This is a genomic window from Nocardiopsis eucommiae (genome assembly GCF_965344335.1).
Classification (GTDB): domain Bacteria; phylum Actinomycetota; class Actinomycetes; order Streptosporangiales; family Streptosporangiaceae; genus Nocardiopsis; species Nocardiopsis eucommiae.
Genome location: NZ_CBDRIY010000020.1, coordinates 34958 through 61859, shown reverse-complemented (window position 1 = coordinate 61859; position 26902 = coordinate 34958). Strand labels below are relative to the sequence as shown.

The 26902-nt window shown below is 71.1% G+C and carries 24 protein-coding genes, 1 CRISPR repeat array and 1 riboswitch; of the genes, 15 read left to right on the top strand and 9 right to left on the bottom strand.

Features of this window, described 5'->3' with window-relative positions:
* Nucleotides 1-15: 15 nt before the first annotated feature.
* Nucleotides 16-1650: an AMP-binding protein gene (locus ACRWK8_RS14935; RefSeq protein ID WP_431871011.1), complete on the top strand. Its 1635-nt coding sequence runs from the start codon at nt 16-18 to the stop codon at nt 1648-1650.
* Nucleotides 1651-1686: 36 nt separating this feature from the next.
* Here the strand turns inward: ACRWK8_RS14935 and ACRWK8_RS14930 are convergent, their stop codons facing one another.
* Both ACRWK8_RS14930 and pfkB read right to left on the bottom strand, forming a co-directional pair.
* Nucleotides 1687-1956: an HPr family phosphocarrier protein gene (locus tag ACRWK8_RS14930; RefSeq protein WP_378737825.1), complete on the bottom strand. Its 270-nt coding sequence runs from the start codon at nt 1954-1956 to the stop codon at nt 1687-1689.
* A gap of 78 nt (nt 1957-2034) precedes the next feature.
* Complete coding sequence (gene pfkB, locus ACRWK8_RS14925; protein ID WP_378737823.1) at nt 2035-2976, bottom strand: 1-phosphofructokinase; 942 nt, start codon at nt 2974-2976, stop codon at nt 2035-2037.
* 362 nt (nt 2977-3338) lie between these two features.
* On the opposite strand from pfkB, the gene ACRWK8_RS14920 reads away from it, so the two are divergent.
* The 6 genes from ACRWK8_RS14920 to ptsP all read left to right on the top strand — a co-directional run bounded on the left by ACRWK8_RS14920 (nt 3339) and on the right by ptsP (nt 8977).
* Nucleotides 3339-4100 carry a DeoR/GlpR family DNA-binding transcription regulator gene (locus ACRWK8_RS14920; protein WP_352388129.1) on the top strand — a complete coding sequence of 254 codons (762 nt, stop codon included), beginning with the start codon at nt 3339-3341 and terminating at the stop codon, nt 4098-4100.
* 83 nt (nt 4101-4183) lie between these two features.
* Nucleotides 4184-5302 (top strand): mannitol-specific PTS transporter subunit IIC, encoded by a 1119-nt coding sequence (gene mtlA, locus ACRWK8_RS14915; protein WP_378737821.1) that lies wholly within the window; start codon nt 4184-4186, stop codon nt 5300-5302.
* 41 nt (nt 5303-5343) lie between these two features.
* Nucleotides 5344-5652: a PTS lactose transporter subunit IIB gene (locus ACRWK8_RS14910; protein ID WP_378737819.1), complete on the top strand. Its 309-nt coding sequence runs from the start codon at nt 5344-5346 to the stop codon at nt 5650-5652.
* Nucleotides 5642-6082, top strand: coding sequence for a PTS mannitol transporter subunit IIA (locus tag ACRWK8_RS14905; RefSeq protein WP_378737817.1), 441 nt, complete (start codon nt 5642-5644; stop codon nt 6080-6082). Before ACRWK8_RS14910 ends, ACRWK8_RS14905 begins: the two co-directional genes overlap by 11 nt.
* 75 nt (nt 6083-6157) lie before the next feature.
* Complete coding sequence (locus tag ACRWK8_RS14900) at nt 6158-7198, top strand: zinc-dependent dehydrogenase (RefSeq protein ID WP_378737815.1); 1041 nt, start codon at nt 6158-6160, stop codon at nt 7196-7198.
* A gap of 90 nt (nt 7199-7288) precedes the next feature.
* Entirely contained in the window at nt 7289-8977 is a 1689-nt protein-coding gene (gene ptsP, locus ACRWK8_RS14895; protein ID WP_431870960.1) for a phosphoenolpyruvate--protein phosphotransferase, read from the top strand.
* Nucleotides 8978-9093: 116 nt separating this feature from the next.
* Here the strand turns inward: ptsP and ACRWK8_RS14890 are convergent, their stop codons facing one another.
* Together ACRWK8_RS14890 and ACRWK8_RS14885 are read right to left on the bottom strand one after the other, a co-directional pair.
* Nucleotides 9094-9429, bottom strand: a complete 336-nt coding sequence (locus tag ACRWK8_RS14890; protein ID WP_431870958.1) for a glyoxalase superfamily protein — start codon at nt 9427-9429, stop codon at nt 9094-9096.
* Nucleotides 9419-10057, bottom strand: a complete 639-nt coding sequence (locus tag ACRWK8_RS14885; protein WP_378737809.1) for a TetR/AcrR family transcriptional regulator — start codon at nt 10055-10057, stop codon at nt 9419-9421. Before ACRWK8_RS14885 ends, ACRWK8_RS14890 begins: the two co-directional genes overlap by 11 nt.
* A 163-nt stretch (nt 10058-10220) precedes the next feature.
* On the opposite strand from ACRWK8_RS14885, the gene ACRWK8_RS14880 reads away from it, so the two are divergent.
* Nucleotides 10221-11828: an MFS transporter gene (locus ACRWK8_RS14880; protein ID WP_431870956.1), complete on the top strand. Its 1608-nt coding sequence runs from the start codon at nt 10221-10223 to the stop codon at nt 11826-11828.
* An 82-nt stretch (nt 11829-11910) separates the two neighbouring features.
* Here ACRWK8_RS14880 and argJ read toward each other — a convergent pair whose 3' ends face one another.
* Complete coding sequence (gene argJ, locus ACRWK8_RS14875; protein ID WP_378737805.1) at nt 11911-13071, bottom strand: bifunctional glutamate N-acetyltransferase/amino-acid acetyltransferase ArgJ; 1161 nt, start codon at nt 13069-13071, stop codon at nt 11911-11913.
* A gap of 247 nt (nt 13072-13318) precedes the next feature.
* Here argJ and ACRWK8_RS14870 point away from each other — a divergent pair, with 247 nt between their 5' ends.
* Nucleotides 13319-14350, top strand: coding sequence for a serine hydrolase domain-containing protein (locus ACRWK8_RS14870; protein WP_378737803.1), 1032 nt, complete (start codon nt 13319-13321; stop codon nt 14348-14350).
* Here ACRWK8_RS14870 and otsB read toward each other — a convergent pair.
* Both otsB and ACRWK8_RS14860 read right to left on the bottom strand, forming a co-directional pair.
* The gene (gene otsB, locus ACRWK8_RS14865) at nt 14319-15164 is read right to left on the bottom strand and encodes a trehalose-phosphatase (protein WP_378737801.1); all 846 of its coding nucleotides are present in this window, start codon (nt 15162-15164) and stop codon (nt 14319-14321) included. The two genes, ACRWK8_RS14870 and otsB, sit on opposite strands and share 32 nt — an antisense overlap.
* A 289-nt stretch (nt 15165-15453) precedes the next feature.
* The gene (locus tag ACRWK8_RS14860) at nt 15454-15738 is read right to left on the bottom strand and encodes a DUF3263 domain-containing protein (RefSeq protein WP_431870953.1); all 285 of its coding nucleotides are present in this window, start codon (nt 15736-15738) and stop codon (nt 15454-15456) included.
* A gap of 228 nt (nt 15739-15966) precedes the next feature.
* Between ACRWK8_RS14860 and ACRWK8_RS14855 the strand changes: the two genes are divergently transcribed.
* The 3 genes from ACRWK8_RS14855 to ACRWK8_RS14845 all read left to right on the top strand — a co-directional run bounded on the left by ACRWK8_RS14855 (nt 15967) and on the right by ACRWK8_RS14845 (nt 18798).
* Complete coding sequence (locus ACRWK8_RS14855; protein WP_431870951.1) at nt 15967-17130, top strand: S8 family serine peptidase; 1164 nt, start codon at nt 15967-15969, stop codon at nt 17128-17130.
* A gap of 160 nt (nt 17131-17290) precedes the next feature.
* Nucleotides 17291-18082, top strand: coding sequence for a class I SAM-dependent methyltransferase (locus ACRWK8_RS14850; protein ID WP_431870949.1), 792 nt, complete (start codon nt 17291-17293; stop codon nt 18080-18082).
* A 113-nt stretch (nt 18083-18195) separates the two neighbouring features.
* Entirely contained in the window at nt 18196-18798 is a 603-nt protein-coding gene (locus tag ACRWK8_RS14845) for a GrpB family protein (protein ID WP_431870947.1), read from the top strand.
* A gap of 402 nt (nt 18799-19200) precedes the next feature.
* Here ACRWK8_RS14845 and ACRWK8_RS14840 read toward each other — a convergent pair whose 3' ends face one another.
* Nucleotides 19201-20646, bottom strand: coding sequence for an alpha,alpha-trehalose-phosphate synthase (UDP-forming) (locus tag ACRWK8_RS14840; protein ID WP_378737791.1), 1446 nt, complete (start codon nt 20644-20646; stop codon nt 19201-19203).
* Nucleotides 20647-20916: 270 nt separating this feature from the next.
* Nucleotides 20917-21057: riboswitch (SAM riboswitch) on the top strand.
* 13 nt (nt 21058-21070) lie between these two features.
* Here ACRWK8_RS14840 and thrC point away from each other — a divergent pair.
* The 3 genes from thrC (at nt 21071) to groL (ending at nt 25261) form a co-directional block, all read left to right on the top strand.
* A complete protein-coding gene (thrC, locus tag ACRWK8_RS14835; protein ID WP_378737789.1) occupies nt 21071-22330 on the top strand; it encodes a threonine synthase in 1260 nt (419 codons plus the stop codon).
* Nucleotides 22331-22374: 44 nt separating this feature from the next.
* Nucleotides 22375-22653: a ubiquitin-like small modifier protein 1 gene (locus ACRWK8_RS14830; RefSeq protein ID WP_378737787.1), complete on the top strand. Its 279-nt coding sequence runs from the start codon at nt 22375-22377 to the stop codon at nt 22651-22653.
* A 247-nt stretch (nt 22654-22900) separates the two neighbouring features.
* Nucleotides 22901-23235: a CRISPR direct-repeat array (repeat unit 29 nt; unit sequence CTGCTCCCCGCGCACGCGGGGATGGTCCC).
* 394 nt (nt 23236-23629) lie between these two features.
* Complete coding sequence (groL, locus tag ACRWK8_RS14825; protein ID WP_378737781.1) at nt 23630-25261, top strand: chaperonin GroEL; 1632 nt, start codon at nt 23630-23632, stop codon at nt 25259-25261.
* 132 nt (nt 25262-25393) lie between these two features.
* Here the strand turns inward: groL and zwf are convergent, their stop codons facing one another.
* A complete protein-coding gene (zwf, locus tag ACRWK8_RS14820; RefSeq protein WP_431870944.1) occupies nt 25394-26815 on the bottom strand; it encodes a glucose-6-phosphate dehydrogenase in 1422 nt (473 codons plus the stop codon).
* Between the last annotated feature and the right edge of the window lie 87 nt (nt 26816-26902).

Below are 26902 nucleotides of genomic sequence, written 5' to 3'. Positions count from 1 at the left end.
AGCCTGGACTTGAGTCTGAACGCCGCCCTCCCCAGTTACGCCTCCGGTACCTCGACCACCCCGCTGCTCGGTGACACCATCGGCGGGAACCTGGCCCGGACCGTCGCCGCGCACCCCGACCGGGACGCTCTGGTGGACCGCGCCTCCGGCCTCCGACTCACCTACGCGGAGTTCGGCGCGGAGGTCGAGAGGGTGGCGCTGGGCCTGCTCGACCTCGGTGTGGTCCAGGGCGACCGGGTCGGCCTCTGGTCGCCCAACCGGTCCGAGTGGGTCCTCGTGCAGTACGCGACCGCCCGCATCGGCGCCGTCCTGGTGAACATCAACCCCGCCTACCGGACCCACGAGCTGGAGTACGTGCTCAACCAGGCGGGCGTCTCCGTGCTGGTCGCCGCCCCCTCCTTCAAGACCTCCGACTACGCCGGGATGATCGAGCGGGTGCGCGGGAAGTGCCCCGACCTGCGCGAGGCGGTGCTCTTCGACGGTCCCGCGTGGGACGCCCTGCTCGCGGCCGGTGACGGCGGGGATCCCGGGAGACTGGCCGGGATCGAGGCCACGCTCTCCCCGGACGACCCGGTCAACATCCAGTACACCTCCGGCACGACGGGGTTCCCCAAGGGTGCGACCCTCTCCCACCACAACATCCTGAACAACGGCTTCTCGGTCGGTGAGCTGCTGGGATACACGGAGGCCGACCGCGTCTGCATCCCGGTGCCCTTCTACCACTGCTTCGGCATGGTGATGGGGAACCTCGCGGCGACCACCCACGGCGCCTGCATGGTCATCCCCGGCCCCGGGTTCGACCCCGCCACGGCGCTCGACGCCGTCCAGGCCGAACGCTGCACCTCGCTGTACGGCGTGCCCGCCATGTTCATCGCGGAGCTCGCCCTCCCCGACTTCGACTCCTACGACCTCTCCACGCTCCGGACCGGGATCATGGCCGGGTCGCCGTGTCCGGTCGAGGTGATGCGCCAGGTCATCGACCGGATGGGGATGGCCGAGGTGTCGATCTGCTACGGGATGACGGAGACCTCCCCGGTGAGCACCCAGACCCGCACCGACGACTCGGTGGAGCGCCGGGTGTCCACCGTGGGGAGGGTGGGGCCGCACCTGGAGGTGAAGGTCGTCGATCCCGACTCCGGGGTCACGGTCCCGCGCGGCACCCCCGGCGAACTCTGCACCCGGGGCTACTCGGTGATGCTCGGCTACTGGAACGAGCCCGACCGGACCGCCGAGGTGATCGACGCGGGCCGCTGGATGCACACCGGCGACCTCGCCGTCATGGACCACGACGGCTACGTGGGAATCACCGGTCGGATCAAGGACATGGTGATCCGCGGCGGCGAGAACGTCTACCCGCGCGAGGTGGAGGAGGTGCTGTACACCCACCCTGACCTGCTGGACGCGCAGGTCATCGGCGTTCCCGACCACCGGTACGGCGAGGAGCTCATGGTGTGGGTGCGCATGCGCGACGGAGCCGAGCCCCTCACCGCCGACGCCCTGCGCGCCTTCTGCGAGGGCCGGATCGCGCACTACAAGATCCCGCGTTACGTCCACGTCGTGGACGAGTTCCCCATGACGGTCACCGGCAAGGTCCGCAAGGTGGAGATGCGCGAGGAGGCCGTGCGCCTGCTGGACGCGGGGCTGATCTGAGGGGCGGGCGGGGACGGCCGCCCGCCCCGGTACGGGCTACTTCGGGTCCAGTTCCTTGCCCAGCATCTCCACGAGCCCGTCCAGGGCCGCGTCCGACCCCTCGTCCTCACAGGTCAGCGTGACGGTCTCGCCGTGCGAGGCCCCCATCGCCATCACCGCGAGCACGCTGCGGGCGTCCACCGGCTTGTGGTCCGCGCGGGAGACGGTCACGGGCAGGCCGGTCTCGTTGACCGCCTGGACGAAGAGGGTCGCGGGCCGGGCGTGCAGGCCGAGGAGGGAGCCGATGACAACGGTGCGCTCGGGCATGTCAGTCCTTGGAGGGTGTCGGGCGGGGCCGGGTGGTCCGGCCCCGTTCGCGGCGGGCTGTGGCTGTGGAACGGTCGGTCAGGACGGGTCGATCCGCCAGGACGGGTCGGGCTCGGTGGCCGGGCCGACCGCGTCGGTGGCGACGTCGTCGAGGTGGGGGACGGTCGTCCCGGGGAGTGCGACGGCCGCGGTCCCCCAGGCCACGGCCTGACGGAGGCGCTCCTGGGGGGAGTGCTCTCCGGCGAGGAACCCCGCGAGCGCGCTGTCGCCCGCGCCCACGGTACTGAGGGTGCGTACCCGGGGGCCGCGCGCCCAATGCGCGTCCCGCTCCGTGACGAGCAGGGCGCCGTGGCCGCCGAGGGTGACTAGGGCCGCCTCGTTGCCCCAGGCGAGGACCTCGCGGGCGGCCTCGGTGACGTCTCCGAGGGTGGGGAGCTCCCGGCCGACCAGCGCCGCGAGTTCCTCGTGGTTGGGCTTGAGCAGGGAGATCGACCCCGCCTTGGCGGCGGCCGTCAGGGGTGCTCCGGAGGTGTCCAGGGCCAGCGGCACGCCGTGGGCGGCGGCCAGGCTCGCGACCCGCACGTACAGGTCCTCGGGGACCCCGGCGGGCAGGCTGCCGCTGGCCACCACCCAAGAGGGGGAGCGGGTCAGCTCGTCCTCCAGGGCGCCGAGCAGGGCCTCGATCTCCTCGGGGGACATCGTGGGGCCGGCGGCGTTGAGCTTGGTGGTGGTGCCGTCGGTCTCGGTGACGGTGACGTTCGCGCGGGTCTCCCCGGAGATGGGGACGGTGACGCGGGGCAGGTCGTCGAGGAGGGTGACGAGTTCGGCCCCCCCGCCACCGCCGACGGGGAGGACCGCCCGGGTGGTGATCCCGTTGCCGAACAGGGCCCGGGAGACGTTCACTCCCTTGCCGCCCGCCTGGGAGCGGGTGGCGCGCACGCGGAGGACCTCGCCTCGGACGAGGCGGTCGACCTCAAGGGTGTGGTCGACGCTCGGGTTCGGGGTGAGGGTCAGGATCATGGGTGCTCTCTTCGAGGGGTGTGACGCGCCCGGTCCGGTGCCTCCGGGGTGGAGGGGTGCGCCCGAGGAGGTGGGGGTTCGGCTGGCTGTGGGGTGGCTCCATGGTGATGTGGTTCTGTCTTTGATTATGTGTGTTTGTCTGTGTGTGTCAATGGTGTGACGCGGATCCGATGGGTCCTCTTCAGCGACCCGGGGTGGGCGGGGGTCCTGCCGCCTCCTGGTCACACCGCCCGAGGGTCGGATGATCCCTCTCCTGGCAACGCGGTGGGGTTGCTGGAATATTGGGGGGAGATACCCCTTGTGTGTCCCATGCAACACCATTAAACTCACCGAAAACCACACCGAAACACAGGTGATCCAACATGTACGCGGAAGAGCGCCAGAAGGTGATCCTCGAACGCGCCCGCCACGAAGGCCGGGTCGACGTCACGGGGCTCGCCTCGGAGTTCGACGTGACCTACGAGACCGTCCGCCGCGACCTCACCGCCCTGGAGCGGCACGGGGTCCTGCGCAGGGTCCACGGTGGCGCGATCCCCGTCGAGCGACTGGGCTTCGAGCCCGCTCTCACTGTGCGCGACTCCGTCATGACCCAGGAGAAGGAGCGGATCGCCAAGGCCGCGCTCGCCGAACTCCCCGACGAGGGCGCCATCCTCCTGGACGCCGGATCCACCACGGGGCGCCTGGCCGAACAGCTGCCCACGGACCGCGAGCTCACCGTCGTCACCAACTCCCTCTCGATAGCCCTCACCCTCACTCCCCGAACCAACATCAACCTCATGCTCCTCGGTGGGCGCCTGCGCACCAGGACTCAGGCCAGCGTCGAGGCCTGGGCCCTGCGGGCCCTCTCCGAGTGCTTCGTCGACGTGGCCTTCATGGCCACCAACGGAGTGTCCGTCGAACGTGGTCTGACCACCCCCGACCCGGCCGAGGCCGAGGTCAAGCGGGCCATGATCGCCTCCTCCCGGCGCTCCGTGCTCCTCGCCGACCACACCAAGGTCGGCAACGACCACTTCGCCCGCTTCGCCGCCGTCGAGGACCTCGACCTCGTCATCACCGACGACGGAATCGCGGACGGACTCTCGGACGAACTGGAGACGGCCGGTCCCTCCGTCCGCTCCGTCTGACGACCCCACAGCCTGACCACCCCACAGCCATTCCCTTCCCGGCCGAGGCAGACCGCCCGCCGGACCTCCCAGGAGGTTCCCCCATGTCAACCCAGCAAGGCAGACTCGTCGCCGTGCGCTCCCGAGTCCAGCGCTTCGGCGGATTCCTGGCGAGCATGGTGATGCCCAACATCGGCGCGTTCATCGCCTGGGGCCTCATCACGGCGCTGTTCATCCCCGACGGCTGGTGGCCCAACGAGCACATGGCCCAGCTCGTCGACCCGATGATCGGCTTCCTGCTGCCGCTGCTGATCGGGTACACCGGCGGTCACCTCATCTACGACAAGCGCGGCGGCGTGGTCGGCGCCATCGCGACCATCGGTGTGATCGTCTCCGCCGACATCCCGATGTTCCTCGGCGCCATGCTGGCCGGTCCGCTCGCGGCCTACCTGATCAAGCAGATCGACAAGGTCCTCCAGCCCCGGACCCCCAGCGGCTTCGAGATGCTGGTCAACAACTTCAGCGCGGGCATCCTCGGTGGCCTCATGGCCATCACGGGGCTCTACGCCATCGGGCCGGTGGTCACCGCCATCGCGTCCGGGCTGGGCAAGGGCGTGCAGTTCCTGATCGACCTCTCGGTCCTGCCGCTGGTCTCGATCATCATCGAGCCCGCCAAGGTCCTGTTCCTCAACAACGCCATCAACCACGGTGTCCTCGGACCCCTCGGCGTGGTGCGGGTCGCGGACCAGGGCAAGGCCATCGAGTTCCTCATCGAGACCAGCCCCGGCCCCGGTCTGGGCATCCTCCTGGCCTGCATGCTCTTCGGCCCGAAGCTGAGCAGGGCGACCGCCCCCGGTGCGATCATCATCCACTTCTTCGGCGGCATCCACGAGATCTACTTCCCGTACATCCTCGCCCAGCCCAAGCTGATCCTCGCGGCCATCGCGGGCGGCATGTCCGGCATCACCACGTTCCTCCTCTTCGACGTCGGCCTGCTCGCCACCCCGGCACCCGGCAGCATCTTCGCGCTCATGGCGGTCACCCCGCGCGGCGACCACATCGGCGTCCTGGCTGGTGTCCTGGTCGGCACGCTCGCCTCGTTCGCCGTCGCCTCGCTCCTCCTCGGCTTCGGCCGGGCCGAGCGCAAGGCGGAGCGCGAGGCCGCCGAGGCCGAGAAGGCCAAGGCCGACAAGGACAAGGCCAAGGCCGACCAGGGCGAGTAGCCCACCGAAACCCACTCACCACCGAACCGGGAGAACCGTTCATGGCCACCATCGAAGGCTCGGACATCAAGAAGGTCGTCGTCGCCTGCGACGCCGGGATGGGCAGCAGCGTCCTGCTCACCTCGCAGCTCAAGAAGACCCTGTCCCCCCACGGCGTCAGCGTCGAGCACTCGCCGGTCGACCGCATCCCCGAGGACGCCGACCTCGTCCTGTGCCACACCGGCCTGGTCGACCGCGCCCGCCACCGCGTCACCGACACCGTGGTCGTGCCCTTCCAGATGTTCCTCGGCGACCCCGCCTTCGCCCGTGTGGAGGCGGCCATCCGGGACGGTGGCACCCTTGCCGACTGACCTCACCCTCACCGCCGAGTCGGTGCGGCTGGGCGGGACCGCCAAGGACCGCGCGGACGCCATCGACCAGTGCGGCGCCCTCCTCGTGGAGCTCGGCGCCGTCGAGCCCGGGTACGTGCCCGCCATGCACGAGCGCGAGGCCTCCATCCCCACGTTCGTGGGGGAGGGGGTGGCCATCCCGCACGGCACCGACGCCTCGCGGACGATGGTCAGGAACACGGCCCTGGCCGTGATCCAGTTCCCGGAGGGGGTCGACTGGGGCGGGCCCACCGTGCACGTCGCCATCGGCATCGCCGCCTCCGGTGACGAGCACCTCAAGGTGCTGTCCTCGCTGGCCGGGGTCCTCACCGACCCCGAGCGCGCGGCGCGCCTGCGCTCCGCCACCAGCGTGGACGACGTCCTCGAACTCCTCGCACCCGCCGCGGGCTGAGCCCGCACCACAGCACGCTCCACCGGCCGGGGCGGAGGACCCGCCCCGGCCAAGCCCCACCAGAAAGGCCCGAACATGCTCGTCGCCCGCTTCTACGCCCCAGGTGACATCCGTCTGGAGCAGGCACCCGAGCCCACCCCCGGACCGGGGCAGCTCAAGATCGCCGTCGCCAACTGCTCCACCTGCGGCACCGACGTGAAGATCTCCAAGCACGGCCACCACCACATCCGCCCGCCCCGGGTCATCGGCCACGAGATCGCGGGCCGGATCGTCGAGGTCGGCGAGGGCGTCGACGGCTGGGCCGAGGGCGACCGGGTCCAGGTCATCGCGGCCATCCCGTGCGGGAAGTGCGTGGAGTGCTCCGACGGTCGGTTCACGGTCTGCTCCAACCAGGAGTCCATGGGCTACCACTACGACGGCGGTTTCGCCGAGTACATGATCATCCCCGAGGCCGTCCTCGCGGTGGACGGCGTCAACCGGGTGCCCGACAACGTGGACCTCGCGGAGGCCTCCGTGGCCGAGCCGCTGGCCTGCGTGCTCAACGGCCAGGAGATCGCCGGGGTGGGCGAGGGCGACACGGTCGTGGTCATGGGCGCCGGTCCCATCGGCTGCCTGCACGTCCGGCTGGCCCGGGCCAAGGGCGCGGCCAAGGTGTACCTGGTGGACCTGAACCGGGGCCGCCTGGACATGTCCGCCGCCCTCGTGGAGCCGGACGCCTCGATCTGCGGCGAGGAGACCGACGCGGTCGCGGAGGTGCGCCGCCTCACCGGCGAGCGCGGCGCGGACGTGGTCATCACCGCCGCCGCCTCCGGGAAGGCGCAGGAGGACGCGCTCCAGATGGTGGCGCGCAGCGGACGCATCAGCTTCTTCGGCGGGCTGCCCAAGGACGCGCCCGTCATCCAGCTGGACGCCAACGTCGTGCACTACAAGGAGATCTCGATCTTCGGCGCGAACGGCTCCAGCCCCGAGCACAACAAGCGCGCCCTCGAACTGATCTCCACGGGCGCCGTCCCCGTCTCGGACCTCATCACTGAGCGGATGCCGTTGTCCGACGTCCACAAGGCGATCGAGACCGTGGCCTCGGGCACGGCCGTCAAGGTGACCATCGAGCCCTGACGCTCGTCGCACGGATCCCGGATCGACCCTGGCGTCGCACGCCGTTTCCGGGTTGGCTAGTCGAAAACAGACCCCCTCAGGAGAGCACACATGGAGCAGACGAACCCCACCCGGGCACTGGAAGGCATCGCGGCTGGTCCGGGTGGGGCCGTCGCTCCGGTGGCCAGGATGGCGGCCCCGCCCTCCCTCCCGGACGTCGAGCCCGAGGTGGCCGACGTCGGGGCCGAGCAGGAGGCCGCGCGTGACGCGCTGGAGAGCGTGGCCACCGACCTGGAGGGACGCGCCGCCGGGCTCGACGGTGAGGCCGCCGCGGTGCTCAACGCCCAGGCGCTCATGGCCCGGGACCCGGAGCTGCGGCGCCAGGTCGAGGAGGGTGTCGCGGGCGGCCGCGCCGCCGCCTGGGCGGTGCGGGAGGCCTGCGGCCGCTACCAGGACCTGCTCCTCGCGGCCGGCGGCTACCTGGCCGAGCGCGCCGCCGACCTGGCCGACATCCGGGACCGGGCGGTCTCCGTCCTCCTGGGCCTGCCCATGCCCGGGCTGCCGGACCCCGGTCACCCGCACGTGCTGGTGGCCGAGGACCTGGCGCCCGCCGACACCGTGCGTCTGGACACCGACCAGGTGAAGGCCATCGTCACCCGCCTCGGCGGGCCCACCAGCCACACCGTCATCCTCGCGCGTTCCCTGGGCCTGCCCGCCGTGGTGGGCTGCCCGGGGGCCGCCGACCTGGCCGACGGCACCGTCGTGGCCGTGGACGGGGACCAGGGCACCGTCGAGGTGGACCCGGACCCGGAGGTGGCCGAGCGGGTGCGCCTGCGGGCCGAGCGGCGCCGCGCCGTGCTGGCGGAGAGCTCCGGCCCCGGCCGCACCGCCGACGGTGTCGCCGTGTCCCTGCTGCTCAACGCGGGCGAGGGCGACCCGGACGAGGCCGGTGCGCACGACAGTGAGGGCATCGGCCTGCTGCGCACCGAGTTCCTGTTCCTCGACCGGGCGGAGCCGCCGACGGTCGCCGAGCAGACCGAGTCCTACACCAACCTGTTCCGCGCCTTCGAGGGCCGTACGGTGACCGTGCGGACCCTGGACGCGGGCTCGGACAAGCCGCTGGCCTTCGCTGACACCGGCGAGGAGGACAACCCCGCGCTGGGTGTGCGCGGTTTCCGCACCGCGCGGGTGCACCCGAACCTGCTCTCCGACCAGCTCACCGCCATCGCGGCGGCGACGAAGGCCTGCGAGGGCACCCGGGTGCGGGTGATGGCGCCGATGGTGTCCACGCCCGCCGAGACCGAGGAGTTCGCCACCCTCGCCCGCTCCGCCGGGATCACCGAGGTCGGCGTGATGGTGGAGGTCCCCGCCGCCGCGCTGCTGGCGGACCGTCTGCTGTCCCGGGTGGACTTCGTGTCCATCGGCACCAACGACCTGGCGCAGTACACGATGGCGGCCGACCGCACCCTGGGTTCGCTGCCGGACCTGCTGGACCCCTGGCAGCCCGCGCTCCTGAGCCTGATCGGCCAGGTGGGGTCGGCCGGGCAGCGGGCGGAGCGCTCCGTGGGGGTGTGCGGCGAGGCCGCCGCCGACCCGCTGCTGGCGCTGGTACTGGTGGGTCTGGGCGTGACCAGCCTGTCGGCCGCGCCCCCGGCACTGCCCGCCGTGCGCTTCGCCCTGGCGCGGCACACCGAGGAGGAGTGCCGGGCGCTGGCCAGTCTCGCTCTCAACGCGGAGACCCCCGCGCACGCTCGCGAGTCGGTCCGGAAGGCGGCCCACGCGGAGGTCACCGACCTCTGATCGCGGGAGGTTCAGGGATCGTCCGGATTCCTGAACCGCCGTAGCCCCCGAAGAGGCCCCGGGTTCCCCGGGGCCTCTTCGCGCGTCCGCCGGGGACCGGCGGGCGCGCGGCGTAGCTAGGCCTTCGGGGTGCCCACGCGCAGGCGATTCCCGTCCGGGTCGCGGAGTTCGGTCTCGCGCGCCCAGGGAGCCTCCTCCACGGCGGCGCCGAACTCGGCGGCGACGGCGTCCACGTCCCGCACCCGCAGGTAGACCAGGGTGTCGGGGCGGGCGTCGCCCGTGTGCTCGGACAGGAAGAGCCGGATCGGCCCCCGTCCGATCTCCATGAAGGTCGGAAAGCCCGGCTCGAAGCGGTGCTCCCACTCCAGAGCGAAGCCGAGCCGCTGGTACCAGCGGAGCGCGACGGCGGCGTCGGTTACGCGCAGGACGGGGACGACCTCCTCAGCCACCATCCCGGCCCCAGTTCCCGCAGACGGCCTCGGGGACGAGGTCGAGCTGTTCGAGGAAGCACCGGAGCAGGCCGTCGGTGTTGTCGCCGCACCCCGAGTCCGCCCAGACCTGGAATCCGTTGTTGAGCGTCGCGTAGAAGACCGCCGCCACCAGGGCGGGCCGGTGGTCGGCCGGGTCCACTCCGGCGCGTTCGGCGATGACGCGCGCGAGACGGGACTGGCGGCGGGCGCAGTAGCGCATGTTCACCTCGATGAGCTCGGGGCTCCGTGAGATGAAGTTGGCCGCGCTCCCCTGGAGGTGCAGCTCCTCGCGCTCCAGCACCTCCCAGTGGTCGCGCATCGCGTTGCGCAGCGCGCGGAAGGGCGGCTCGTCGGCGGGACGTTCGCGCACGAACGAGCAGAGGAGTTCGTCGACCTCCTCGATCGCCTCCAGGACCACGTTCTCCTTGGAGGCGAAGTACCGGAAGAACGTCCGCTGGGAGACCCCCGCGCAGGCGGCGATCTCCTCCGTGGTGGTCGCCTCGTACCCCTTCTCGTGGAAGAGGCGCAGCCCGGAGTCGATGAGGGTGGTGCGCAGCTCCGCCTTCTTGCGCTCACGCAGTCCGACGTTCTCGGGGCTCGTCGTGCTCATGGACGTGCCTCCACTCCCGGCTGAGACGCCTGCTTCCTGTCCCTGGAGGATACACGCGGACCGCAGTGATGTCAGTCACTGACAAATGTCAGCGATTGTCTAATGTCAGCGACTGACATAATCTCGCCTGGTACGGGAAGTCGGAAGAGAACACGGGGCGCACATGACCACCCAGGCCGAGCAGAGTCCACGAGACCCGAGGGACCAGCACCCTCCGGTCGCGAACGAGGCGAAGCCCCGCTTCACCGAGAGCCCCTGGGCCACCCTCGTCGCGATCGCCTTCGGCGTCATGATGGTCGCCCTCGACGGCACCATCGTGGCCGTCGCCAACCCCGCGATCGGCGCCAGCCTGGGCGCCTCCCTGGCCGAGCTCCAGTGGGTCACCCACGGCTACCTGCTCGGACTCGCGGTCTTCCTCATCACGGCGGGCAAGATCGGTGACCGCTTCGGCTACCGGAACACCTACCTGGTCGGCGTGATCGGGTTCGTGGTCTCCTCCGTGGCGATCGCCCTGTCGTCCGGTGTCATCATGCTGATCGCGTTCCGGATCGTCCAGGGGATTTTCGGGGCCCTGCTGCTGCCCTCCGCCATGGGGCTCCTGCGGGCCAGCTTCCCTCCCTCCAAGCTCGGCCGCGCCTTCGGCGTGTTCGGCAGCCTGATCGGCGCGGCCACCGCCGGCGGCCCGATCCTGGGCGGGCTCCTCGTCGGCGCCCTCAGCTGGGAGGCCGTGTTCTACATCAACGTCCCGGTGGGCGCCGTCGCTCTGGCCCTGGGCCTGTGGCTGCTCGCCGCCAACCGTCCCACCGACGCCGGGTCCCGCATGGACGTGCCCGGCATCGTCCTGGTGAGCGTCGCGATCTTCGCCCTGGTGTGGGCGCTGGTCGAGGCGCCCAGCATCGGCTGGGCGCACCCCGTCACCCTGGCCTCCCTGGGCGCGGCGGTCCTCTTCTTCGCCGCCTTCCTCGTGTGGGAACGCCGCCCCGAACAGCCGCTCGTCCCGCTGGCCCTCTTCGCGCACCCCTCACTCTCGATCGGTGTGGTCCTGACCGTGGCGATGGCGCTGGGCCTCATGGGCTCGCTGTTCTTCATCACCTTCTACCTCCAGGGCGTGCGCGGCCTCAGCCCCGCCCAGACCGGTCTCCAGCTCATCTCCATGACCGCGATGATGGCGATCACCTCGCCCATCGCGGGGCGCCTCCTGGACCGGGTCGGCGCCCGCCTGCCCACCACGGCGGGCCTGCTGTCCGCGTCGGCGGGCATGTTCCTGCTCTCCCGGCTGGAGGCCGACACCGGCGTCCCCTACGTCTCCGTGGCCTTCGTGCTGCTGGGCGTGGGCCTGAGCCTGGTGATGACCGGGGCCACCGCCGCGATCATCGGCAACGCGCCGGTGCGGTACGCGGGGGTCGCCGCCGCGCTCCAGCAGGCCGCCATGCAGCTCGGCGGCTCGCTGGGCACGGCGGTCCTGGGCGCGGTGATGTCCGCGACCATCGTCTCCACGCTGCCCGGCCACTACGCCGACGCCGGTCTGGCAGAACCCTCCTCCGGCGACCTCTCCGGGATGCAGAGCACCGTCGCGCAGGGTGGGGCGGTCCTGCCCGAGGGCGCGGACGCCGCCACGGCCGCCGCGGTCACCCAGGCCAGCAACCTCGCCTTCCTGGACGGGCTGCACCTGGCGTTCGGGATCGCCGCCGTGGTCATGCTGGTGGCCGCCGGGCTGTCCCTGTTCATGCGGGCGGGGCGGATGACGGACGGCCCCGCCGTGCACATCTGATCCAGTCGCGTGTGTGCCCGTCGGAACGCGTGAAGGCCCTGGTGGAGCTCCCACCAGGGCCTTCGTGTGTCCGGGACGCGACTCAGGTCGTGTAGTCGGCGTTGATCCGGATGTAGCCCTCGGTGAGGTCGCAGCCGTAGACCGTGAAGGCGCCCTCGGAGATGCCCAGGTCGACGCTGATCACCACCTCGTCGCCCTTCATGTGGCGGGCGGCGCGCTCCAGGGTCTCCTCCGTGGCCTGCTTCGGGAAGGTCTCCACGTCCCCGAACACGATCCGCACGTTCTCCGGGAACACGTCGGTCTCGTCCGAGCACTTGCCCACCGCCATGGCGACCCGGCCCCAGTTCGGGTCCGCGCCGTGCACCGCCGTCTTGACCAGGGGCGAGTTCACCACGGCCTTGCCGATCCGCTTCGCCTGGGCGTCGTCGCGCGCACCGGTGATCCGCACCTCGATGAGCTTGCCCGCGCCCTCGCCGTCGGAGGCGATCATCCGCACCAGGCTCAGCGCGACCCCGTACAGGGCCTCCTCGAACTCGGCGACGTCCACCGGTCCGGCCAGCCCGTTGGCGAAGATCGCGGCGGAGTCGCTGGTGGAGGTGTCCGTGTCGATGCTCAGGGCGTTGAAGGTCCGGTCCACCACCCGGCGGAAGACCGCGTCCAGGACCGGCTGCTCCAGTGCGGCGTCGGTGAAGAACCAGGTCAGCATGGTCGCCATGTTGGGCTCGATCATGCCGACACCCTTGGCGATCCCGGTCAGGGTCGCGCCGCCGACCGTCGCGCTGGCGATCTTGGGGTGCGTGTCCGTGGTCATCATGGCCGCGGCGGAGCGGTCCAGGTCGGCCGGGGGGAACTCGGTCGGGAGCTCCTCCAGGTAGGAGCGGACGCGGTCCATGGGGTAGGGGCGGCCGATGACCCCGGTGGAGGCGATCAGGATCTCGTCGGGGTCGACCCCGGCCGCGCGGGCCACGCCCTCCTGCACCTCGCGCGCGTCGGCGGTGCCGATCTGGCCGGTCGCCACGTTGGCGTTGCGGGCGATCACGGTGACGCCTCGGGCCCGGCCGTCGGCGGCGGCCTCGCGGCTGAGCCGCACGCTGGGCCCGGCGAACCGGGACTGCGTGAACACGGCGGAGACCGCCGTGGGGACCTGGGAGACCACCGTGAAGAAGTCGTCCTGGGGGTCCTTGATCCCGATGTTTCCGGCCACGCCGACGAAACCGGCGGGAACGGGGGTCTTGCTGCTCATCGTCCTCCTCGGAACTGCGTGGCGCCAGCCTACTTCGCCCCGCCCGCGGAGCCCGAGGCCGGAGCGGTGCGCGGGGCCCGCTCCGGCCCGTGCGTGTGGCCTGGGACGACGCCACGCCACAGCGGTGTGGTTACGGCCATGACCTGCGGGGGTTTCGTACTGTTCGGAGACGGCACGGGTGTGACAAGCCGGAGTGAACGGGGTATCCGCCGAGAAGTGGGGGAGACCGCTCGGGGGGAGGCGTGTTGTGCGTGATGGTGACTGGCTCACGGAGACTGGGGCGCGGATCCGTGGCGTCCTGAAGGTGATGGTGGACGCGGACTGGTTGCCCGGTGGGGCCGCCGTGGTCGGCACCGGTGGGATGTGGGAGTTCGTGGCGGTCGGCCGGACCGACGGTGAGCACGACACCGCGCCCGACGTCGCGTACGACGTGGCGAGCCTGACGAAGGTGATGGCGACCTGGCCGCTGGTCGGGAGGGCGATCGCGGAGGGGGTTCTGGACATCAACGCCCCGATGTCCGAATACTTTCCCGGCGAGGACCTCCCCGGGGCCTGGGTGACCACCCGGCAGATCCTCACGCACACGAGCCGCCTCAACCAGGTGGCCTGGATGGAACGGTACGTGGGCACCGACCAGGACCTGGCCGAGGCGATCCTGTCGGACCCCCTGGAGGAGCCCGGCTACCAGTACATCGACCGCGGGTTCATCCTGCTCGGCCTGCTCCTGGAGCGCCTGTACGGCAGCACCCTGGACCGGCTGGCCGACGACCTGTGGGCCGACCTCGGCCTGCGCTCCACCACCTACGGACCGCTCGCGAGGTCGCCCAGCGTGGCGCCGACCGAACGGCGCCTCGTCGGCGCGGCGCCCTCCTGGGGCGTGGTGCACGACGAGGCGGCGGCGCTGATGGGCGGGGTCTCCGGGCACGCCGGGGTGTTCAGCAACGCCATCGACCTCGGAGCCTTCGCCCGGGAGGTGCTGCGCCTGCACGACGGCGAGAGCGGGGTCATCCCGGCGTCGTTCGTCCGGGAGAGCTGGTCACCGCAGGTCGACGCGGGGGCGCGGCTGTCCAGGGGGCTCGCCTGGCTGGTCACCCCGGAGGGCGTGGTCTACCACAACGGGTTCACCGGCACGAGCCTGTTCCTGCACCCCGAGAGCGGGCGCTACGTGGGCGTGCTCACCAACGCGGTGCACTACGGGCGGGACCGGACCGGCCTGGTGGACCTGCGCACGGCCGCGCGTTCGGCGCTCACCCCGCAAGCCCACGAATCCTCGTCGTGAGTCGGCCGAGCAGGTCGGTCAACCCGGCGGGTCCGGGGACGACGAGGTCGGCGGCGTCCGCGACCGCGGTCACCTCGTCGGAGGAGGAGCACACGGTGAGTCCGGGGACCCCCTGACCGCGCAGGGCCGCGACGGCGGCGAAGGCGGGCAGGTCGCCCAGGTCGTCACCGGCGAACAGGACACTCCGGGCGGACCTCTCCTCCACCAGGGAGGTGAGCGCCGCGCCCTTGTCCACACCCTGTGGACGGAGCTCGATGACCAGCCGACCGGGCTCCACCTGGAGGTCGGCCCGCTCCGCGAGCGCGGAGAGGGGGCCGGACAGCAGTTCCAGGGCTCGCTCGGGGTCCTCCGCGCGCCGGGTGTGCACGGCCAGGGAACGCCCCTTGTCCTCGATCCACGTGCCCGAGGGCGCGCCTGAGGCGTCGATGAGGGCGGGGAGCTCCTCGCGGACCAGGGCCACGCCGGGTGGCGGGTCGGCGGCGACCACGCGCCCGTCCGTCCAGCGTTCGGCGCCGTAGTGGCCGAGCACGACGATCCCCGGCACCCGCTCCAGGCCGCCGAGCCGCACCACGGTGGCGGCTGGGCGGCCGGTGATCACCGCGACGGTCCCCAGGCGGGACGCCAGCGCGGCCAGCGCCTCCACGATCCCCGGCTGGGGCGCGGAGTCACGCGGGTCGGCGACGATGGGCGCCAGTGTGCCGTCGAAGTCGAAGGCGACCAGAGCCCCCGAAGGGTCCGAGACCAGTGCCGCGAGCGCGGCGCGCCCGGCCTCGGTGGTGGGTACGGGCAGGGCGTCTGCTGGGGACGAGGGCATGCGTGGACCTTGTCGGTGTCGGCTGCGCTGTGGTGTTTCCTGGGCGGGTGCGGCACCCGAGCGGTGGCCTGCCCTCCGGAGTCCCCGGAGGCCCCGACCGTCCTAGGCCGTGTTTTGTGGATCATTCCGCGCTCGCGACCACCAGGCTGCCTCTCGCCGCGCCGATGAAGCTCGGACAGCCAACCCCGGGCTGGCCTTCGCTCCTCGTCTTGCGAGAGATGGCCTGGACGGCCCGCTCGCATCGACGGCGGCTCCGCCACCACCGGCGAAAGCATCCAAAAAACACTCCCTAGAGCTGGATGCCCAGCTGACGGGCGTTGCGCTGACGTCTGCGGTCGGCACGCAGACGGCGCAGGCGCTTGACGGTCATGGGGTCGAAGGCGAGCGCCTCGGGGCGCTCGACGAGGCCGTTGAGCAGTTGGTAGTAGCGGGTCGCGGAGAACCCGAACTCGTCACGGATCGCCTGTTCCTTGGATCCCTCGAACTTCCACCACTGGCGTTCGAAGGCGAGGATTCGCTGTTCGCGTTCGGCGAGGGCCGACGGGCCGTCGTCGGACGGACCGATATTCGGCATGGGACACCCCCTGGACGGGTCTTTGGTTTGTCCGGATCGGCGCGACTCATGCTAGCGACTCGACATGCCGGATGAGGAGCGGAGAACCCAGGACTGGCACCAGGGATACAGTTACGTTCCCTACCCCCTGGTGTCTTGTCCAAGCCTGAATCCTGTGCACATGACAGAATCGCGAGGGTCCGGGGAGGCCCGGCGCAGCACCGACCGCAACGTTCGAGGGAGCCTGACGTGCTCGGGGGCAACAGCCGTAGCAGGACACACCAGCGCCACGTGTTGGGCGCGACGGCGGGCGCCTGCGCGGCGCTCGCCGTACTGGGACTGACGGCGGTTCCAGCCGCCGCCGACGACGTCCCCGACTTCCGGCCGGACCAGTGGGCCCTGGCCTCCATCGGAGCCCAGGAGGCCTGGGACACCAGCCAGGGGCAGGGCGTCACCGTGGCCCTGCCGGGGGTCTCCGTGGACGAGGACCACCCCGACCTGCGGGACAACCTGGTGGTCGACACCGAGTTCGGGGGCAACGGCGGCGACACCGACACGGGCACGGCGCTGGGCGCCCTGGTCGTCGGTCACGGACACGGCATGGACGCGGACGGCGGAGTTCTGGGCGTGGCCCCGCGCTCCGGACTGCTGGTCCTGCCCACCGGCGACGGCGGCCCGGCCGAGGCCATCGACCACGCCCTCGGCCAGGGGGCCCAGGTCGTCCTGCTCCCCGACGAGGTGCAGCAGGACGAGGACCTCCAGGCGGCCACCGCTTCCGCCGCGCGGAGCGGCACCCTGGTCGTCGCTCCGGCGGGCGGGGAGGCGGACCCGAACGTCCTGGCCGTGGGCGGAGTGGACGAGGAGGGCGTGCTCCTGCCCGACTCGCCGCCGTCCGCGTCGATCGAACTCCTCGCCCCCGGCGCCGTCCTGTCCACGGCCGGTCCGGACATGGGCCAGACCGACGTGACCGGCACGCCCTACGCCGCCGCCGTGGTCGCCGGTTCCGCCGCGCTGCTGACCTCCGAGTACCCGCAGCTCAGCACGGACCAGCTCCGGGCCGCGCTGGTCGAGGGCTCCCAGCAGGGCACCGGGGGACTGCCCTCCCTGTACCTGCCCTCGGCCGTGGCGCAGGCCTCCGGGGACGCGCAGGACATCCCGCTCATCGACGACAACCTCGTGGAGGACGACTCCCCGGCCGTGCCGGTGTGGATGTGGTTCGCCCTGGTCGGCGTGGTGCTGGCGCTGATCGTGATCGGGCTGGTGCTGTGGGTGCGCCGGACCACCAAGGACCCCTACGGGGTGGCCGCCGAGCGGCAGGAGGAGGACCAGCGGATCGCCGCCGAGCGCGCCGAGCAGGCCCGCGCCGAGGAGCGCCCCTCCCGGAGGAAGGGCGGCCGCCGCCGCAAGAAGTAGACGCGTGTCTGCGCGCGAGGTCGCGCTAGGTGACGCGCGTGCCGTGGACCGAGGGCCGTGGCGGATCGGACGAAAGTCCCGTGACGCCACGGCCCTCGGTTGGCTAGGGTCCCTTCCGCACCACCTTGACCCGGCACACACCTCGACGGCGGGAGACGGCATGGTTCGGATGCGGGACGGAAGCGCGGGAGACGCGGACTACGGGGTGATCGCCCGTACGTACACCGACCACCGGAAACCGGAACCGAGGATCGCCGCACTGCTGCACGCAGCCCTCGGCGGGGCCCGGACGGTGCTCAACGTCGGGGCCGGGGCCGGATCCTACGAACCCTCCGACCGCGACGTCACCCCCGTGGAGCCCTCGGCCAGCATGCGGGCCCGGCGCCCCGCGCACCTCCCCGCGGCGGTCGACGCCACCGCCGAGTCGCTGCCGTTCCCCGACGGCTCCTTCGACGCCGCCATGACCACCTTCAGCGTCCACCAGTGGTCCGGCCTCTCCCGGGGCCTGGCCGAGGTCCGGCGGGTGACCACGGGGCCCGTGGCGGTGCTGACCTGCGACCCCGCCCTGGTGCGCGACTTCTGGCTGTACGAGTACTGCCCGAAGGTCCTCGACACCGAGGCGAGCCGCTACCCGGAGCCGTCGGCCCTGGCCGAGGGGCTGGGCGGCACGACCACGGTCACTCGGGTGCCGATCCCCCTCGACTGCTCGGACGGCTTCAACGAGGCCTACTACGGCCGCCCCGAGGCGTTGCTCGACCCCGGGGCCCGGCAGGCCTGTTCGGCGTGGAGCTTCGTCGACGAGGCGGCCCACTCCCGCTTCCACGAGGACCTGTCCCGCGACCTGCGCGACGGCACGTGGGACGCGCGCCACGGACACCTGCGCGCACTGCCCGAGTTGCGGGGCTCACTCGTCCTCGTGGTCTCCACCCCCGACGGACCGAACGGGCCCTGACCGTCGCGTACGGTCATGCCGCTCCGACGGTCCGTGGCGCCCGGATGCGCGTGCATATGTAAGGCACGTCGAAAGCCTTGACGCGGGTACGCCGGACGACAAGGCTTTGTGGAATGTCGCCCCTCGAATCGCCCTCTCTGCCCTCACGAGGAGACAGGCGGGTCGCCACCGACCCCATGGCACGCAACCTGGTGAACGGTCGCGTGCGCCTCTCCGAAGCCGACCCCAAGTGGCCCTACCTGTTCCGGCAGGAGGAGTCCCGCGTCCGGAGCGCCCTCGGGGACCGCGTGCTCTCCCTGGACCACGTCGGCTCCACCTCGGTGCCGGGTCTGGCCGCCAAACCCTGCGTGGACCTGCTCATGGTGGTCGCGGACTCCGCCGACGAGCCCGCCTACCTCCCCGACCTGGAGAAGGCGGGATACTCCCTGGTCATCGCGGAACCCGACTGGTTCGAACACCGGGTCCTCAAGGGCCCCAGCGTCAACCTCAACCTGCACGTCTTCAGCGAGGGGTGCGAGGAGGCCGACCGCATGCGGCTCTTCCGCGACTACCTCACCGCGGACGCCGGGGCCCGGGAACGCTACACCGCCGTCAAGCGCGACCTCTCCGAGCGCACCTGGAAGCGCATCCAGGACTACGCCGACGCCAAGTCCGACATCGTCCTGGAACTCCTCGCTGAGGCCGAGGCCTGGAGGGCGCTCTCCCGGAAGGACTGACCGAACCCGGCCGGACGACCGGTGACGAACCGGATGACCGGAGTCCGACCGCCACGCGACCCCGCCGAAGGGCGTGTCCAGCACGGGACACGCCCTCGCGTCGTTCCGGCGGCCTAGGCCGTGTTTTTTGGATCATTCCGCGCTCGCGACCACCAGGCTGCCTCTCGCGGCGCCGATGAAGCTCGGACGGCCAAACCCGGGCGGGCCCCCGCTGTGCGAGGCTGCGGAGCTTGCGTAGCAGCGCACAGTAGGGGCAGCTTCGCTCCACGGCTTGCGAGAGATTGCCGGGCCCCCGCTGTGCGACACTGCGGAGCTTGCGAAGCAGGGCACAGTAGGGGAGACGGCCGCTCGCATCGATGGCGGCTCCGCCGCCACCGGCGAAAGCATCCACAAGAACACGGCCTAGCCGTGCGCGCCCAGGGCGCGCAGCTGCTCCTGGAACCAGCGGCGCGGCGGCAGCGCCACGGCGGCCTCGGCCAGCCGCTCCCGGCGCTCCTTGCGCTCACCCTCGGACATCGACAGCGCCCGGTGCAGCGCCTCGGCGGTCTCCACGGTGTCGTAGGGGTTGACCAGCAGCGCGTCGTCGCCCAGCTCGTCCGCCGCCCCCGCCTCACGCGAGAGCACCAGCACCGAGTCGCGCTCGGAGAGCACCGGGCCCTCCTTGGCCACCAGGTTCATGCCGTCCCGGATCGGGTTCACCAGCAGCACGTCGGCCATCTGGAACGACGCCAGCGAACGCGGGTAGTCGTCGTTGACCTCCAGCACCAGCGGGGTCCACTCCGGGGTGGCGAACTCCTCGTTGATCTCCTTGGCGGTCCGCAGCACCGCGTCCGTGTACTCCCGGTACTCGGGTACGTCCCCACGGCTCGGGTAGGCGAACGCCAGGTGGGTGACCCGGCCCCGCCACTCCGGGTGCGCCGTCAACAGCTCCCGGTACGCCTCCAGCCCGCGCACGATGTTCTTGGACAGCTCGGTGCGGTCCACCCGGACGATCAGCCGGGTGTCGCCCACGGCCTCGCCCAGCGTGCGCCGGCGGTCCGCCACCGCCGGTTCCGAGGCGCTCTCCCGCAGGTCCTCCTCGTCCGCGCCCAGGGCGTGCACACCCACCTCGACGACCCGGCCGCCGTACTCCACGGTGCGGCGTTCGAGGTCGACGTCGGCACGGAGGATCTCGGCGCAGCAGCGCAGGAACGCGTCGGCCCAGCGCGGGCTGAGGAACCCCAGCCGGTCCGCGCCGAGCATCCCCTCCAGCAGTTCCCGCGCCATCTGGGCGGGCAGCATCCGGAAGTACTCGGGCGGGGCCCAGGGGGTGTGCGAGAAGTGCGCGATCCGCAGGTCGGGGCGGCGGGCCCGGAGGATGCGCGGCACCAGGGCCAGGTGGTAGTCCTGCACGGCCACGCGCGCGTTCTCGGCGGCACCGCTGACCAGCGCCTCCGCGAAGGCGTTGTTGTAGGCCGCGTAGTCCTCCCACAGGCTCCGGAACTCCGAGCCGAAGGAGGGGCTGTTCGGGGTGTCGTACAGCATGTGCTGCACGAACCACAGGGTCGAGTTGGCGACTCCGGTGTAGGCGCCCGCGAAGGTCGTCTCAGGGAGTTCCAGCATGTGGACACGCATGCCGTCGAGATCGTGCGCGAGGTCCAGACGGGCCCCCGGCGCCTCGGCGGCGGCCCGACGGTCGGCCTCGGACAGGGCCGCGCACACCCACAGTCCGTCGATCTCGGTGGCCACGGAGATCATCCCCGAGACCAGCCCGCCGCCGCCCCGACGGTGTGACAGCGAGCCGTCGTCGGCGGTGGAGAAGGAGACCGGGCCCCTGTTGGAGGCTATGAGGATCTGAGCCTTGTCCACGTGGTCGTCCTCTCGACGAAGGATGGTCCGGGGATCACGCATTCCCCCTAGGTCTCGCCTGCGGGCAGCGGCCCCAAACCCCCTCGGGGTCAACCGTGGACACCGTCACACGGGCGGGCGAGCCGCTCCCGGGTCGCGCCCCACGTGGACGGTGTCGTCTCACCATGCGAGCCGGATTGTGTAATCCGGATCACCCGGCGTGGAAAATCGGTCAGCACCTCAGTTACAGTGACGGTGCGTTCTCGGAGAAGAACCGCCACAACTTCATATTGCTCATCCAGAGGGGTGGAGGGACCGGCCCTGCGAAGCCCCGGCAACCATCTCGACATGTGGAACCGCGATCACCGCGGCCCGTCGAGACAGGTGCCAACTCCGGCCTGGGGTCAAGGTGGCCACCAGGAAAGATGAGGGGAGACGCCTCGCCATGGCGATTGCCGCCGCTGAACCCACCTCCGTCCGCGCCTTCGGCCCCGGGACCGCCCTGTCCTGTCGGGAGTGCGGTGAGCGCTACGACCTCGCCCCGATCTTCGCCTGCCAGTTCTGTTTCGGCCCCCTGGAGATCGCCTACGACTTCGGGACCGTCACCCGCGAGCAGATCGAGAGCGGCCCCAAGAACATCTGGCGCTACCGCTCCCTCCTCCCGGTCCCCGACAACGTGGCCGACCTGCCCAACATGAACCCCGGCCTCACCCCCCTGGTCAGGGCCGACCGCCTCGCCGCCGAGCTCGGCCTGCGCTCCCTGCACGTCAAGGACGACTCGGCCAACCCCACGCACTCCTTCAAGGACCGCGTGGTCGCGATCGCCGTCGAGGCCGCCCGCACCTTCGGCTTCACCACCCTCTCCTGCTCCTCCACCGGCAACCTCGCCGGAGCCGTGGGCGCCGCCGCGGCCCGCGCCGGGTTCGACTCGTGCGTGTTCATCCCGGCCGGTCTGGAGGAGGGCAAGGTCGTGATGGCCGCCGTGTACGGCGGCAAGGTCGTGGCCATCGACGGCAACTACGACGACGTCAACCGCTTCTGCTCCGAGCTCATCGGGGACGAGGCGGGCGAGAGCTGGGGCTTCACCAACGTCAACCTGCGGCCCTACTACGCCGAGGGCTCCAAGACGCTGGCCTACGAGATCGCCGAGCAGCTCGGCTGGCGCCTGCCCGAGCAGATCGTCATCCCGATCGCGTCCGGCTCCCAGCTCACCAAGATCGACAAGGGCTTCCAGGAGCTGATCCGGGTGGGGCTGGTCGAGGACCGGCCGTACAAGGTGTTCGGCGCGCAGGCCACCGGCTGCTCGCCGGTCGCCCGGGCCTGGGCCGACGGGCATGACGTCATCCAGCCGGTCAAGCCGGACACGATCGCCAAGTCGCTGGCGATCGGCAACCCGGCGGACGGCCCGTACGTGCTGGACATCGCCACCCGGACGGGCGGTGCGATCGAGCACGTGGGCGACGACGAGATCGTGGACGCCATCAAGCTGCTGGCCCGCACGGAGGGTATTTTCGCGGAGACCGCGGGCGGCGTGACCACCGGCGTCCTGCGCAAGCTCGTCCGCGAGGGCACGCTCGACCCCGAGGCGGAGACGGTCATCGTCAACACGGGTGACGGGCTCAAGACCCTCAACGCCGTCGACTCCGGGGTCACCGCCACCATCAAGCCGTCCCTGGAGGCCTTCAAGGCCGAGGGACTGGCCTGAAGCGCGTCCCCTCCCACCACCCACGTCCCAGGAGTACGAACACCATGAGCGTCAGCGTCCGCGTGCCCACCATCCTGCGCACCTACACCAACGACGTGTCTGAGGTGACCGCCGAGGGCGGCACCCTGGCCGAGGTCCTCGACGACCTGGAGGCCAACCACCCGGGTATCCGCGCCCGCGTGCTGGACGACAACGGCAAGGTCCGCCGCTTCGTCAACGTCTACGTCGGTGACGAGGACGTCCGTTTCGAGAAGGGCCTCCAGACCGAGGTCCGCGACGGCCAGCAGATCTCGATCATCCCCGCCGTCGCCGGGGGCTGCTGACCCGAGGCACCACAGGGACGGGGCGGGCGCCGGACGGCACCCGCCCCGCCCGTGTGTCCGGACCCTCGTAACCTGGGCGGAGGATTCTTTCGGGGACGAGGGCGGCGAAGTGGAGTGGGACCGACGTCAGGTTCCGTGACTCGGAGGCGAAGCCGTGTGGCGCGTGGGGTTTTTGTCCTCGGTGTCCAACTTTCGAGAAGTTGGAAAAACAAGCCCTTGCCGTTGGTAAGTTGCCTGTTCAAGAAGTCTGCTCCCCGCGCACGCGGGGATGGTCCCGCGCCGATGGTGACCAGCTGCCCCCGCACCAGCTGCTCCCCGCGCACGCGGGGATGGTCCCCGGTCCAGGACTGAGGCAGCGGCCCTGCGGCTCTGCTCCCCGCGCACGCGGGGATGGTCCCCTCTCGCCGTCTAGGAGCGCTTCACTCCAGCGCTGCTCCCCGCGCACGCGGGGATGGTCCCTTCGAGTCGCCGGAGGTCGATCCCCGCGACGTCTGCTCCCCGCGCACGCGGGGATGGTCCCACGGAGTACACCCCCGGGGAAGTCACCACCCAGCTGCTCCCCGCGCACGCGGGGATGGTCCCCTCATAGTCGCGTCCTCTCTGGATCGGGGGAACTGCTCCCCGCGCTGCGGGGATGGGCCCTGGTCACGGGGCCGGTACGGACCTGGCCACCAGGTCAACCGGGGGTTCGTCTTCTGTTCGCCGAGCGCTCAAACCGGTGTGGGGTGGGAAGTCCAGCCTGGTCAGGGCTGTTTTCGCAGCTGGGGAAATCGTGACCACATCGTTTGCACTCTCCATGGTCGAGTGCTAAAAAAGGGAGTGGTTAGCACTCACCTTTGCCGAGTGCTAACCGGATCGAGGCTGCGAGACCGTGGACCTTCGGCAGCAGGGTTGCCGGAGAGGAAGCGGTCGTCCGTCGCGGGCGCACGCCTCGTCCCATCGCGTATCAGCCCGGTCACGGGAGGACAAGAACTCAATGGCAGCCAAACTGATCGCGTTCGACGAGGAGGCCCGTCGCGGCCTCGAGCGCGGTATGAACCAGCTCGCTGACGCCGTCAAGGTCACGCTCGGCCCGAAGGGTCGCAACGTCGTCCTGGAGAAGAAGTGGGGCGCCCCCACGATCACCAACGACGGTGTCTCCATCGCCAAGGAGATCGAGCTCGAGGACCCGTGGGAGAAGATCGGGGCCGAGCTGGTCAAGGAGGTCGCCAAGAAGACGGACGACGTCGCCGGTGACGGTACGACCACCGCCACCGTCCTGGCCCAGGCCCTCGTCCGCGAGGGGCTGCGCAACGTCGCCGCCGGCGCCAACCCCATCGGCCTCAAGCGCGGCATCGAGGCCGCCGTGGCCCGCATCAACGAGGAGCTCGGCAACCTCTCGAAGGACGTCGAGACCAAGGAGCAGATCGCCTCCACCGCCTCCATCTCCGCTGGTGACACCCAGATCGGTGAGACCATCGCCGAGGCGATGGACAAGGTCGGCAAGGAAGGCGTCATCACCGTCGAGGAGGGGCAGACCTTCGGGCTCGAGCTGGAGCTCGCCGAGGGCATGCGCTTCGACAAGGGCTACATCTCGCCCTACTTCGCCACCGACCTCGAGCGCATGGAGACGGTCCTCGAGGACCCCTACATCCTCATCGTCAACTCGAAGATCTCCAACAACAACGAGTTCCTGCCCGTTGTCGAGAAGGTCCTCCAGTCCGGCCGCCCGCTGATGGTCATCGCCGAGGACGTCGCTGACGGCGCCCTCCAGACCCTCGTGGTCAACAAGATCCGCGGCACCTTCAAGTCCGTCGCCGTCAAGGCTCCGGGCTTCGGTGACCGCCGCAAGGCCCAGCTCGGCGACATCGCCGTGCTGACCGGCGGCCAGGTCATCACCGAGGAGGTCGGCCTCAAGCTGGAGAGCACCGAGCTCGACCTGCTCGGCCGCGCCCGCAAGGTCGTCGTCACCAAGGACGAGACCACCATCGTCGACGGTGCCGGTGACGCCACCGCCATCGCCGGTCGCGTGAACGAGATCCGCAACGAGATCGAGCGCACCGACTCCGACTACGACCGCGAGAAGCTCCAGGAGCGCCTCGCGCGTCTGGCCGGCGGCGTGGCCGTCATCAAGGCCGGTGCCGCCACCGAGGTGGAGCTCAAGGAGCGCAAGCACCGCATCGAGGACGCCGTCCGCAACGCCAAGGCCGCGGTCGAGGAGGGCATCCTGCCCGGTGGTGGCGTCGCGCTGCTCCAGGCCAGCGTCCCCGCGTTCGAGAAGCTGGACCTCGACGGTGATGAGGCCATCGGCGCCGACATCGTGCGTCGCGCCATCGCCGAGCCGCTCAAGATGATCGCGGTCAACGCCGGTCTCGAAGGCGGCGTCGTGGCGGACAAGGTCAAGAACCTGGAGCCCGGGTTCGGCCTCAACGCCGCCACCGGTGAGTACACCGACCTGTTCAAGGACGGCGTCATCGACCCGACCAAGGTCACCCGTTCCGCTCTGCAGAACGCGTCGTCCATCGCTGGTCTGTTCCTGACCACCGAGGCCGTCATCGCCGACAAGCCGGAGAAGGCCGCGGCTCCCGCCGGCGACCCGACCGGTGGCATGGGCGGCATGGACTTCTAGCAGGTCCGTGACACCGAGCGTGAGCCCGTAGGCGCCTGAGGTCCGGATACGCGACCTCGCCCGCGACGACCGGGCGGTCCCCCAGGGGACCGCCCGGTTTCGCACGTTCCGGGGCCTGGTTCTCCGTGGGGCTCAGCCCGGGGAGCCCCCGGGCGGGCGGATCGCGTCGGCCAGCGGATGCCAGCCCCGGGGCCCCGGCAGGACCTGCGCCGACTCCGGCCCGTAGGAGCCCCGGGGGTAGGGTTCGGGCTCCGTCGACGGGTCCATCAGCGGGTCGACGATCCGCCACGACTCCTCGACCACGTCGAAGCGCACGAACTGCTCGGGACTGCCCACCACGGCGCCGTGGAGCACATGGTCGTAGGCCTCGTGCCCCCGCCCCAGCTGGCGTTCCACGTCGGCCCCGAGCACGAGGTTCGCCGCCGACTCACTCTCCGCGCCGGGTTCGTTGAGCAGCATCTCGAAGGTCACCCCGGACCACGGCTCCAGCTGGAACCGGACCAGGTTGGCCGGTCCCGGGTAGAGGTCGGCGGCGGGGCGTCTGAGCTCTGCCACCACCTCCCACGAGGTGAGGGGCAGGTGCTTGCCCGACCGCACGTAGAACGGCACGCCCGCCCAGCGAGGGTTGTCCACCCACATGCGCAGCGCGAAGAAGGTCTCCGTGGTGGAGCCGGGCCGTACCCCCTCCGTGCCGAGGTAGCCGTCGTAGCGGCCCCGGACGGCGTCCGCCGGTTCGAGGGTGCGCACGGCGCGCAGCAGACGCAGCTTCTCGTCCTTGACCACCAAGGCGTCGGTGGAGACCGGCGCGTCCATGGTGAGCAGGGCGAACAGCTGGAGGAGATGGTTCTGGAACACGTCGCGGACCGCGCCCGCCGCGTCGTAGAAGGAGCCCCGGTCGTCCACCCCGAAGTCCTCGGCCATGGTGATCTGCACGTTGTCCACGAACGCCCGGTTCCACACGGGCTCCAGCAGGGTGTTGCCGAACCGGGTCACCGGCAGTCCCCGGACGGGTTCCTCACCGAGGAAGTGGTCGACCAGGTAGAGGCTCTCCGAGGGGAAGCAGGCCAGGAGCGCCCGGTGGAGTTCGCGGGCCGAGGCGAGGTCGTGGCCGAAGGGCTTCTCCACGACCAACCTGGCGTCGCGGTTGAGCCCGGCGTCCGCCAACGCGCGGGCCACCATGGTGAACAGGGCCGGAGGGACCGCCAGGTAGTGGGCGGTGTGGGTGCCGTCGGGCAGGACCCCGGCCAGGTCGGCGTAGGTGCGGGGGTCGTTGAGGTCGCCGGTGACCATGGTCATCCGGTCGGTCAGGGCCCGCATGACGGACTCGTCCACGGGGGTGGACCCGTCGGTCTCCGCGAGGTGCTCGGCGACCGCCTCGCGGGTCCGGCGCCGCAGCGCGTCGGTGTCCCAGTCCGAGAGGGCCACCCCGACGATCCGGGCGCGCAGCTCCCCCCGTTCCACCAGGTGGTAGAGGGAGGGGAGGAGGTACTTCCTGGCGAGGTCACCGGTCACCCCGAAGATCACCAGGGTGTCGGCGTTGGGTCCCGTGGTCATGCTGTCCCCTCGTCGGCGGCCGGTGCGCGGGCCGCGCACGTTGGCGGAGGTACCCGGTTCGGGGAGGTGCCGTGCCCAAGGGCGGGC